Source organism: Pseudomonas sp. PS02303 (assembly GCF_029959925.1).
Taxonomy (GTDB): Bacteria; Pseudomonadota; Gammaproteobacteria; order Pseudomonadales; family Pseudomonadaceae; genus Aquipseudomonas; species Aquipseudomonas mandelii.
On the sequence record NZ_JASCOM010000204.1, the window covers coordinates 1 to 10,595 of the forward strand.

Genomic DNA, 10,595 nt, shown 5'->3' on the forward strand with positions numbered 1-10,595 from the left:
GGCAAGCCTCGCTCCTGCGGGATCGGTGTCGTTCGCGCAATTGCGGGGCGACACAGATCCCGTAGGAGCGAGGCTTGCCCGCGAAGCTTTTAGCGGCTGGCGAGCAATGCCTGACCGTGCGCCACGGCCTTCTTCACCTGCGCCGGCGCAGTCCCGCCGATATGGTCGCGGGCGTTCACCGAGCCTTCCAGGGTCAGCACGGCGAATACGTCCTGATCGATCTGGTCGCTGAACTTGCGCAGCTCCTCCAGGCTCATTTCCGCCAGGTCCTTGCCGCTTTCCACGCCGTACTTCACGGCATGGCCAACGATTTCGTGGCAATCACGGAACGGCAGGCCGCGGCGTACCAGGTAGTCAGCCAGGTCAGTCGCGGTGGAGAAACCACGCAGCGCCGCTTCGCGCATCATCGCGTGCTTGGGCTTGATCGCCGGGATCATGTCGGCAAAGGCTCGCAGCGAATCGCGCAGCGTATCGGCCGCGTCGAACAGCGGTTCCTTGTCTTCCTGATTGTCTTTGTTGTAGGCCAGTGGCTGGCCCTTCATCAAGGTCAGCAGGCCCATTAGCGCGCCGAAGACACGGCCGGTCTTGCCACGCACCAGCTCTGGCACGTCCGGGTTTTTCTTTTGCGGCATGATCGAGCTGCCGGTGCAGAAACGGTCCGGCAGATCGATGAATTGGAACTGGGCGCTGGTCCACAGCACCAGCTCTTCGGAGAACCGCGACAAGTGCATCATCGCGATGCTCGCGGCCGAGCAGAACTCGATGGCGAAGTCGCGATCAGACACGTTGTCCAGCGAGTTGCCGCCCACGGCATCGAAGCCCAGCAACTGAGCCGTGAACTCGCGGTCGATCGGGTAAGTGGTGCCGGCCAGCGCGGCGCTGCCCAGCGGCATGCGGTTGGTGCGCTTGCGGCAGTCGACCAGGCGCTCATAGTCGCGGCTGAGCATTTCGAACCAGGCCAGCATGTGGTGCCCGAAAGTCACCGGCTGCGCGGTTTGCAGGTGGGTGAAGCCCGGCATGATGCTGCCGGCTTCGCGCTCGGCCTGCTCCAGCAAGCCTTTTTGCAGGCGGGTGATTTCGCTGAGGATCAGGTCGATCTCGTCGCGCAGCCACAGGCGGATGTCGGTGGCGACCTGGTCGTTGCGGCTGCGCCCGGTGTGCAGTTTTTTACCCGTGACGCCGATGCGGTCGGTCAGGCGCGCCTCGATGTTCATGTGCACGTCTTCGAGGTCGATGCGCCAGTCGAACTGACCGGCCTCGATTTCACCCTGGATGGTCTTCAGGCCATCGGTGATGCTGTCGCGCTCGGCGTCTGTCAGCACGCCGACCTTGGCCAGCATGGTGGCGTGGGCGATCGAGCCCATGATGTCGTGGCGATACAGGCGCTGGTCGAAAGTGACGGAGGCGGTGAAGCGGGCGACGAAGGCGTCGACGGGTTCACTGAAGCGGCCGCCCCAGGACTGATTGGTCTTGTCAGTGCTCATGAATTCGCTCGTGTCGGCTGAAGAAAAAAATGACGGTGGAAGCTGCCGCGGATAATAACAGGGTTGCCAATCCTGTCGCTGACGCTGGTCGACAGGTTTTTTTCACAAGGCGGGGTCCATACTCGGGACATGCCTTGTGGGAAATTGCGCAACGATATTTTTCGATTGAGCAATATCGTCCCTGCAACCGTCTACAGTTGGACAATAGGAACAGCGCACTTCTCGGCGCTGCGGCTGACTATAAGAAGAGGGGGTGTTCATATTGTGTATCGGCAAACCCTACGGCGATACCTCGCTTATGCGGGCCAGAGCCTCCAATCAATTGGCAGATGAAAATTTAGCCGCCGGTCTCGCGGCACTTTTTGGCCCTCGCGCTAGTCTTAGCGTGGATCGCGGTGACGGACGTCACTTCACCTGTCTACGCTATCCTTGTGCGAGACTCACGCAGGAATCCAGCGCAATATGAATGTCCTGATCGTTGATGACGAACCCCTAGCCCGCGAGCGCCTGAGCCGAATGGTTGGCGAACTCGAGGGATACACTGTCCTGGAGCCCAGCGCCACGAACGGCGAAGAGGCGTTAGCGCTGATCGACAGTCACAAGCCGGATATCGTGTTGCTCGATATCGGCATGCCAGGCCTTGATGGCCTGCAAGTGGCTGCCCGGTTGTGCGAACGCGAAACCCCGCCCGCCGTGGTGTTTTGCACCGGGCCCGATGAATTTGCCGTGGAAGCCCTGCAGGCCAGCGCCGTGGGCTATCTGGTGAAGCCTGTGCGAACCGAACATTTACATGATGCATTGAAAAAAGCCGAGCGGCCCAATCGCGTCCAGCTCGCCGCCCTGACCCGTCCAGCCGCCGAAAGCGGCAGCGGCCCCCGCAGCCACATCAGTGCCCGAACACGTAAAGGCATTGAGCTGATCCCGTTGGGTCAGGTGGTCTACTTCATTGCCGACCACAAATACGTGACCTTGCGCCATGAAGGCGGCGAAGTGCTGCTGGATGAACCGCTCAAGGCCCTGGAAGATGAATTCGGCGACCGTTTCGTGCGCATTCACCGCAACGCTCTGGTCGCCCGCGAACGCATCGAACGCTTGCAGCGCACGCCGCTGGGGCATTTCCAGCTGTTCCTCAAAGGCCTCAATGGCGATGCCCTGATCGTCAGCCGTCGCCACGTGGCCGGCGTGCGAAAAATGATGCAACAGCTTTGATTCGCTGATCAGAAGCGAACTTCACACCCGTTTGTTGGACGTCCGGGGCCAGGGAGGCCACGTAGTTTCTGATACAAGTCAAAGTGGATTTGGCTGAGCTGTTATTATCCGCCGTATCTATTCAGTACGGATTGATCCATGTCCTCTCGCGAAATCCGCATCGCCACCCGCAAAAGTGCTCTTGCCCTGTGGCAAGCCGAATACGTCAAGACACGTCTGGAACAGGCTCATCCGGGCTTGCTTGTGACGCTGGTGCCCATGGTCAGTCGTGGCGACAAGCTGCTCGACTCGCCCCTGTCGAAAATCGGTGGCAAGGGCCTGTTCGTCAAGGAGCTCGAAACCGCGTTGTTGGAAAACGAAGCCGACATCGCCGTGCACTCGATGAAAGACGTGCCGATGGATTTCCCCGAAGGCCTCGGCCTTTTCTGCATCTGCGAGCGTGAAGACCCGCGCGATGCGTTCGTTTCCAATACCTACGCCAGCCTGGATGAGTTGCCGCAAGGCAGCATCGTCGGCACCTCCAGCCTGCGCCGTCAGGCTCAGCTGCTGACTCGCCGCCCGGACCTTGAAATCCGCTTCCTGCGCGGCAACGTCAACACGCGCCTGGCCAAGCTTGATGCCGGCGAATACGACGCCATCATCCTCGCGGCTGCCGGCCTGATTCGTCTCGGCTTCGAAGATCGCATCACCTCGGCAATCAGTGTCGACGACAGCTTGCCGGCTGGTGGCCAAGGCGCGGTCGGCATCGAATGCCGTAGCGCCGACAGCGTAATTCACGCCCTGCTGGCGCCGTTGCATCACCAGGACACCGCCACCCGCGTGACCGCGGAACGTTCCCTCAACAAACATCTGAATGGTGGCTGCCAAGTGCCAATCGCCTGCTACGCCGTGCTTGAAGGCGAGCAGATCTGGTTGCGCGGTCTGGTGGGCGATCCGAGCGGCGGCCTGCTGCTCAACGCCGAGGCTCGTGCGCCAAGGGCCGATGCAGAAGCCTTGGGTGTGCAAGTCGCTGAAGACTTGCTGAGCCAGGGCGCCGCCGACATTCTGAAAGCGGTCTATGGCGAGGCAGGTCACGAGTGACGGGCTGGCGCCTGCTGCTGACGCGCCCCGCAGACGAGTCGGCGGCGCTGGCCAGCGTTTTGTCGCAAGCGGGGATTTTCAGCAGCAGTTTGCCGCTTCTGGAGATCGAGCCGATTGCTGTCTCTGACACAATGCGCGAGGTGATTCAGGGGCTGGATCGTTACTGTGCGGTGATCGTGGTCAGTAAACCGGCCGCGAGAATGGGCGTTGACCTGCTCAATCAGTATTGGCCACAGCCACCGTCCCCACGCTGGTTCAGCGTGGGCGCGGCGACTGCGCAGATCCTGGCGGATCACGGGCTGGACGTGAGTTTCCCCGCCGAGGGCGATGACAGCGAAGCCTTGCTTGAGTTGCCCTCGTTGCGCGAGGCGATTGCCCGACCCGATCCGCGGGTGCTGATCTTGCGCGGGGAGGGCGGGCGCGAGTTGCTGGCTGAGCGTTTGCGCGAGCTTGGTGCTAGTGTCGAGTATCTGGAGTTATACCGTCGTGGACTGCCTCACTACCCGTCGACGGTGCTGCCTGACCGGATCGAAGCGGAACGCTTGAACGGGCTGGTGGTCAGCAGTGGACAGGGTTTTGAGCACCTGCGCCAATTGGCAGGCGATGCCTGGCCTGAAATGGCGCGGTTGCCGTTGTTTGTTCCAAGCCCCAGGGTCGCCGAGCTGGCACGTGCCGCCGGGGCCCAAACAGTTGTGGATTGTCGTGGCGCCAGTGCCACGGCTTTGCTGACGGTGTTACGGGAGCATCCCGAACCCGTTCTCTAATGCAAAGGATGGATACGTGAGCGAAACAGCCTTGCCTAAAGATGACGTGCTGCCGGTGCTTGAAGCGCCGGTTGAAACTCCACCACCTGCCACAGTGCAGCGCCGGGGCAATGGGCTGGCAATCGTCGCGCTGCTGTTGGGCGCCGCCGGTGTTGCCGTGGGCGGTTGGGGTGTCTGGCAGGTGCGTCACCTGCAAGCCAACACTCAGCAGCAGTTGAGCCAGGTCCAGGCGTTGAGCGATCAGGCGCAGAGCCTGAAACTCAATGAACAGCGCTTGAGCGCGCGCCTTGAACAAATGCCTGCAGCCGAAGAACTGGACGCTCGCAGCCGTTTGGTGGCGCAGTTGCAAGGCGATCAGCAACGCTTGAATCAGCGTCTGGAAACGGTCCTCGGTGCGAGTCGCAAGGATTGGCGTCTGGCCGAAGCCGAGCACTTGTTGCGTCTGGCCAGCCTGCGCCTTTCTGCGCTGCAGGACATCAGCAGCGCTCAGGCCCTGGTGCAGGGTGCCGATGAAATTCTGCGTGAACAGAACGATCCCGGTGCCTTCGCAGCTCGCGAGCAAGTGGCCAAAACCCTGGTGGCGCTGCGCAGCACAGAACAGCCGGATCGCACCGGGTTGTTCCTGCGATTGGGCGCACTGCGCGATCAGGTCATCAACCTCACCGAGCTGGCCCCCGAGTACAAGGATCGTGGCGAATCGCTGTTGGGCCTGACGGCCGATGGCGACGGAGCCAGTCGTTGGGCGCAGTGGTGGGATCAGATTTCGCGCTACATCCGCATCGACTTCAATGCTGACAAAAATGTTCGCCCATTGCTGGCAGGGCAGAGCCTCAGTCAGGTGCGTCTGGCGCTGAGCCTGGCGCTGGAGCAGGCGCAATGGGCCGCGCTCAATGGCCAGGCAGCGGTCTACACCCAGGCGCTGGCTGAGGCGCGTGATGTATTGACGGGCAACTTCAACCCGGACAACCCTCAAAGCAAAGTCATGCTTGAGCAGGTGGGCGAGTTGAGCAAGCAGCCGGTCACTGTGGTCACGCCGGACCTGACCGGGACATTGAGTGCGGTTCAGGGGTATCTGGAGCGGCGTAACGTCAACGCCGAAGATTCGATCAAACCGATGGCAAAACCGGCCGCGAACACTGCGCAGGAGGCCACGCCATGAAACGCCTCTATGTGATCGTGTTTCTGGTCATCGCCGCAGCCGCCGCACTCGGCCTGGCGATCGCCGAGCATTCCGGTTACGTGCTGATTGCCTACAAGACCTTCCGTTATGAAGCGAGCCTGTGGGCCACCCTGGCGTTGGTCTCGGTGCTCTGGCTGGTGTTCTGGGGCATCAAGGCGTTGGTTGAGCTGGTGATGACGTCCAGCGGCGTGGTCAATCCGTGGTCGCGGCGCAATCGCAGCCGTCGGGTGCAAGTGGCGATCGAACACGGTCAGCTGGACCTGGCGGAAGGTCGCTGGGCCAGTGCGCAGCGTCATTTGCATCGCGCCGCCGAAGCCGAGCGCCAGCCGCTGCTCTACTACCTTGGCGCCGCACGCGCCGCCAATGAACAAGGTCACTACGAGGAATGCGACAACTTGCTGGAGCGCGCCCTCGAACGCCAGCCCCAGGCGGAGTTGGCGATTGCCTTGAGTCACGCCCAGTTGCAGAACGACCGTGGCGACACCGAAGGCGCCCTGGTGACCCTGCAAGCCATGCACGAGCGTCATCCTCATAACGTCCAGACCTTGCGCCAGTTGCAGCGTCTGCATCAGCAGCGCGGCGACTGGTCGGCAGTGATTCGCCTGCTGCCGGAGCTGCGCAAGGATAAAGTCTTGCCTCCCGCCGAGCTGGCCGATCTGGAGCGACGGGCATGGGGTGAAAACCTTTCCCTGGCGGCGCATCAGGAAGCGGACGGCACGGTGGGTTTGCAATCGCTCAATCGCGCCTGGCAGCAACTCACCTCGGCTCAGCGCCAGGAGCCTCAGTTGGTGCTGGCCTATGCCGAGCAACTGCGGCAACTGGGAGCACAGGTCGAAGCGGAGGAGGTTCTGCGCACAGCGCTGAAGCGCAAGTACGACAGTCATCTGGCGCGTCTCTACGGTCTGGTGCGTGGTAGCGATCCGGCTCGTCAACTGCAAACGGCCGAGGGTTGGCTCAAGGATCATCCGGCCGACCCAAGCCTTCTGCTGACACTCGGCCGCCTGTGCCTGCAAAGCAGTCTGTGGGGCAAGGCGCGGGACTATCTGGAAAGCAGTTTGCGGGTCCAGCGCAACCCGGAAGCCTGTGCGGAACTGGCGCGGTTGCTCGCTCAGCTCGGCGACACAGAGCGCAGCAATCAGCTGTTTCAGGAAGGTCTGGGCCTGCTGGATGAGCGCCTGCTGGCGGCACCACTCCCAGCGCCCGTTTACGCCTGACGTATTCCTTCTGTAGCAGCTGGCGCAGCCTGTGTCCGGCTGCGAAGCAGTTGTAAAGCGAGCACCACGGTTTCATCAGGCCAATCGCGTTTAAATGTATGACGACTGCTCAGCAGCCGGATGCAGGCTGCGCCAGGGGCGGGAGTCGTTCCTGGGCGCGATCCGGCCGCTCGAATTTCGCTGAATGTTTAGCTTTGTAATCCCTGATCGGCTTTGTCCTACACGGGACTTCATCAAGTCCTCCCGACGCTGTCGGGAATTCCCTACACTTCTGGTGAAGTGTCCGTGCCGGCCTGCCTTGAAAGGCTGGCGCGCTTTCCTCTACCGTAACCGCCTGTCTCTACTGTTACGGATAAGCCATGTTTTTGGCCTGCTCACGCTCCTTGTTTTTCATGGCTTTTATTGCAGGTGCCTTGGCCTTGGGCGTTTCCTATTACCTGGAATACGCAATCGGCCTCAAGCCTTGCGGGTTATGCCTTTTGCAGCGAGTCTGCCTGGCGTTGTTCACCGGTGTCTGCCTGACAGCTTCGGTGCATGGCCCCGGCCGCTTCGGGACTTGTCTTTATTGGCTGCTCGGTTTGTCATGCAGTCTCGCCGGTATGGTCGCGGCGTGGCGGCAAGTCTTGTTGCAAAGCGACCCGGCGCATCAGCTATCGACCTGCTCTACCAATCCGCAGGCCTTATACGAGAACGTGCCCTGGCTGTGCAAAGTGACGCGGATGTTCAAAGGGGACGAAGATTGCGCAGAAATCTCCTGGACGCTGTTCGACCTGAGCATCCCGGAGTGGAGTCTGCTGCTCTTCATGGCGGTGACAATTCTGAGTGTTTATCTGCTGCTGCTGCGCGTTGTCTGGCTTGCCTGCAAGCGACCGCTCAGCGGCGTGTCGTCGCACCGGGGGCTGGCGGGTGATTAAACACTTGTATGAACTTTATCTCCTGCGTACCTTGAAGCCATTGTCGCGCGGGCATAATCTGGCCCGCACGTGTCATTGGAATTATGTTGCTCGATGGCGCTCTGCCTGGCCGATTCTTGATGATCAAGACTGCGACAGGTGTAGGGCAGCATGACCCACAAGGGAAGAGAGATCACCATGCTCGAAAGTTGTCAGAATGCTCAGGAACGTTGGGGTGGAGTGCATCTGCTGATCGATCGCTGGTTGCAGGAGCGTCACGAACTGGTTCGAGCCTACGATGCTCTCGGTGCCAAGCCAGAGGCTTTGGGCGAAAACCGAAAGCCGTTGCAGGAATTCTGCGGCGTGCTGGTCGACTACGTGTCTGCCGGGCACTTCGAAATCTACGAACAGCTGACCGGCGAAGCCAAGGCTTTTGGCGATACTCGCGGGCTGGAGCTGGCCGAGACGATTTACCCGCGCATCGACGTCATCACCGAGAAGCTGCTGGCGTTCAACGACCTGTGTGATGCAGGCAAGTGCGTGGCAGAGAAATTCAAGGAGCTGGGCGGGCTGTTGCACGAACGCTTCGAACTGGAAGATTGTCTGATCGAAGTGCTGCACACTGCTCACAAGGAAGAGGACTCGGTTCAGGCCTGAACCTCTCCTGCAAGACTAAAAAACGGTGCGCTATGCGCGCCGTTTTTCGTTCTCGGTTTTCAGCTTGTGGCACCGCGCAATTCGACTTCGAACACCAGCGGCGTAAACGGAGCGATCAGGTCGCCGGCACCGTCCGCGCCATAGGCTTGCGACGACGGAATCACCAGGCGCCATTTCGCACCGACCGGCATGTTTTGCAATGCGCTGCGCCAGCCGCTGATTACGCTATCCAGACTGAACCACTGCGGCTTGCTGTTCTGATCGAACACGGTGCCGTCGGGAAGGCGTCCGACATATAAAACTTCGACCTTGCCATCAGGGCCGGCCTTGGCCCCCGTGCCCGGTGCCAACTCGGTCAGCAAAATGCCATCCGCCAATTCACGAACACCCGGTTTGGCTTTTTCCTCGGTGAGAAAGCGCTGCTCTTTTTCCAGCGCGACTTCACTTTGTGGCAGGGCGGGTTGCTCAGCGACCTGGGCTTCGTGCTCGGCCAGAATCTGTTCGATCTGCTCGTCTTTCAATGCCAGTGGCTTGCCTTGATAGGCTTGTTGCAGACCGTCGAGCAATGCCTGGAGTTGCAGATCCGGCACCTCTTGGCGCAAGCGTTCACCCAGGCTCGCACCCAGGCTGTAAGCAAGATCGTGGGCCTCGTTCGGGGTGGTTTTTTCGGCGGCCTGGGCCACGGAAAAACACACACACAACGATAAAAAAAAGTAGCGCGACATGGGCACACTCCGATCTGAGATGCGGTGGATTATGCCAGTGTGAGTGCGCTCAAAGGTGAACTGGTTTTGCACCCGCGCAGAAGAATTTCAATCTGTTGCAACGCAGCGCTTTCGATACTGTCAACATGCCCTAGCGGCGGTGTCATCAGAGGTCTAGTATGAGCCGCACCCACGTCAGCCAGGAGGTAAACCATGTCGGCCACCAAGAAGCCTGTAAATACCCCGTTGCACTTACTCCAACAACTCTCGGGCAGCCTGCTCGATCATTTGGAAAACGCTTGTTCCCAAGCCTTGGCTGATGCTGAAAAACTGCTCGCCAAACTGGAAAAGCAGCGCGGAAAAGCGCAGGAGAAATTGCACAAATCCCGTACCAAGTTGCAGGACGCCGCAACTGCCGGTAAAGCCAAGGCACAAACCAAAGCGAAGGGTGCGGTGAAAGAACTTGAAGACTTGCTCGATGCCCTCAAGGATCGTCAATCCGAAACGCGCAGCTACATTCTGCAACTCAAGCGCGATGCTCAAGAAAGCCTGAAACTGGCCCAGGGTATCGGTCGTGTACAAGAGGCTGTCGGCAAGGCGTTGTCCCTGCGTTCGGCCAAGCCTGCTGCGGCACCTGCCAAGAAAGCTGCTGCCAAACCGGCGGCTGCAAAAGCACCGGCCAAGCCTGCTGCCAAACCTGTCGCCAAAGCGCCGGTGAAAGCCGCAGCAAAACCTGCGGCGAAAAAACCGGTTGCTGCCAGCGCTGCAAAACCAGTGGCTAAATCGACGGCTGCCAAAACTGCCGCCAAGCCAGCTGCTGCCAAAACGGCCGCCGCTAAACCTGCTGCAAGAACCGCTGCTGCGAAACCGGCTGTGGCGAAAACCGCAGCGGCAAAACCAGCTGCTGCGAAGCCTGCTGCAAAACCTGCCGCTGCAAGAACTGCTACCGCCAAGCCAGCCGCAAAACCTGTCGCGGCTAAAACCGTTGCCGCAAAACCGGCTGCGAAACCGGCTGCAAAAGCGGCGGCGAAACCCGCTGCTAAACCCGCTGCCAAAGCTGCCGCCGCGAAACCCGCTGCCGCCGCCAAGCCAGCTGCTGCAGCGAAACCAGCAGCGAAACCAGCAGCCAAACCAGCTGCAGCAAAACCTGCTGCCGCGAAGCCAGCTGCAAAACCTGCCGCCAAACCGGCCGTGAAAAAACCTGCCGCTGCTGCCAAGCCAGCTACTGCGCCAGTTACCAAACCAGCGACTCCAGCTGCATCGGCTTCGCCAGCGGCAGCAGCCACTCCCTCGACCCCATCGACTGCGCCAACGCCAGCCGCACCGTCGAGCACCAGCACCACCCCAGCCAGCGCTTCTTAAGTGCCGGTTGCCGCGACGCGCAGCTGATGCAGCGCGTCGCGGTTCAGG

10 protein-coding genes are annotated in these 10,595 nt (G+C 60.7%); 8 read left to right on the forward strand and 2 right to left on the reverse strand.

The features are described from left to right. Positions 1-89 precede the first annotated feature (89 nt). A complete protein-coding gene (argH, locus tag QMX98_RS27290; RefSeq protein WP_282411656.1) occupies positions 90-1,484 on the reverse strand; it encodes an argininosuccinate lyase in 1,395 nt (464 codons plus the stop codon). Positions 1,485-1,946: 462 nt separating this feature from the next. Here argH and QMX98_RS27300 point away from each other — a divergent pair, with 462 nt between their 5' ends. The 7 genes from QMX98_RS27300 (at position 1,947) to QMX98_RS27330 (ending at position 8,481) form a co-directional block, all read left to right on the forward strand. Further along, positions 1,947-2,693, forward strand: a complete 747-nt coding sequence (locus QMX98_RS27300; protein WP_010465077.1) for a LytTR family DNA-binding domain-containing protein — start codon at positions 1,947-1,949, stop codon at positions 2,691-2,693. Positions 2,694-2,831: 138 nt separating this feature from the next. Beyond that, a complete protein-coding gene (hemC, locus tag QMX98_RS27305; protein WP_010465075.1) occupies positions 2,832-3,773 on the forward strand; it encodes a hydroxymethylbilane synthase in 942 nt (313 codons plus the stop codon). Beyond that, positions 3,770-4,537: a uroporphyrinogen-III synthase gene (locus tag QMX98_RS27310; protein WP_282411657.1), complete on the forward strand. Its 768-nt coding sequence runs from the start codon at positions 3,770-3,772 to the stop codon at positions 4,535-4,537. The genes hemC and QMX98_RS27310 overlap by 4 nt, the downstream gene beginning before the upstream one ends. A gap of 16 nt (positions 4,538-4,553) precedes the next feature. Then, positions 4,554-5,696 (forward strand): uroporphyrinogen-III C-methyltransferase, encoded by a 1,143-nt coding sequence (locus tag QMX98_RS27315; RefSeq protein ID WP_010465071.1) that lies wholly within the window; start codon positions 4,554-4,556, stop codon positions 5,694-5,696. Further along, positions 5,693-6,931 carry a heme biosynthesis protein HemY gene (locus QMX98_RS27320; protein ID WP_282411658.1) on the forward strand — a complete coding sequence of 413 codons (1,239 nt, stop codon included), beginning with the start codon at positions 5,693-5,695 and terminating at the stop codon, positions 6,929-6,931. The genes QMX98_RS27315 and QMX98_RS27320 overlap by 4 nt, the downstream gene beginning before the upstream one ends. 359 nt (positions 6,932-7,290) lie before the next feature. Continuing rightward, positions 7,291-7,845 carry a disulfide bond formation protein B gene (locus QMX98_RS27325; protein ID WP_282411659.1) on the forward strand — a complete coding sequence of 185 codons (555 nt, stop codon included), beginning with the start codon at positions 7,291-7,293 and terminating at the stop codon, positions 7,843-7,845. A gap of 177 nt (positions 7,846-8,022) precedes the next feature. Next, positions 8,023-8,481: an Rsd/AlgQ family anti-sigma factor gene (locus QMX98_RS27330; RefSeq protein WP_007899333.1), complete on the forward strand. Its 459-nt coding sequence runs from the start codon at positions 8,023-8,025 to the stop codon at positions 8,479-8,481. Between the two features lie 59 nt (positions 8,482-8,540). Here QMX98_RS27330 and QMX98_RS27335 read toward each other — a convergent pair whose 3' ends face one another. Further along, positions 8,541-9,206: an FKBP-type peptidyl-prolyl cis-trans isomerase gene (locus QMX98_RS27335; protein WP_010465064.1), complete on the reverse strand. Its 666-nt coding sequence runs from the start codon at positions 9,204-9,206 to the stop codon at positions 8,541-8,543. Positions 9,207-9,398: 192 nt separating this feature from the next. On the opposite strand from QMX98_RS27335, the gene QMX98_RS27340 reads away from it, so the two are divergent. Then, complete coding sequence (locus QMX98_RS27340; protein ID WP_282411660.1) at positions 9,399-10,547, forward strand: AlgP family protein; 1,149 nt, start codon at positions 9,399-9,401, stop codon at positions 10,545-10,547. The last annotated feature ends 48 nt before the right edge of the window (positions 10,548-10,595 follow it).

Coding starts and splice junctions, on each gene's coding strand:
- QMX98_RS27325 (WP_282411659.1), top strand. CDS start 7,291: ATGTTTTTGGCCTGCTCACGCTCCTTGTTTTTCATGGCTTTTATTGCA.
- argH (WP_282411656.1), bottom strand. CDS start 1,484: ATGAGCACTGACAAGACCAATCAGTCCTGGGGCGGCCGCTTCAGTGAA.
- QMX98_RS27330 (WP_007899333.1), top strand. CDS start 8,023: ATGCTCGAAAGTTGTCAGAATGCTCAGGAACGTTGGGGTGGAGTGCAT.
- QMX98_RS27340 (WP_282411660.1), top strand. CDS start 9,399: ATGTCGGCCACCAAGAAGCCTGTAAATACCCCGTTGCACTTACTCCAA.
- QMX98_RS27320 (WP_282411658.1), top strand. CDS start 5,693: ATGAAACGCCTCTATGTGATCGTGTTTCTGGTCATCGCCGCAGCCGCC.
- QMX98_RS27300 (WP_010465077.1), top strand. CDS start 1,947: ATGAATGTCCTGATCGTTGATGACGAACCCCTAGCCCGCGAGCGCCTG.
- hemC (WP_010465075.1), top strand. CDS start 2,832: ATGTCCTCTCGCGAAATCCGCATCGCCACCCGCAAAAGTGCTCTTGCC.
- QMX98_RS27335 (WP_010465064.1), bottom strand. CDS start 9,206: ATGTCGCGCTACTTTTTTTTATCGTTGTGTGTGTGTTTTTCCGTGGCC.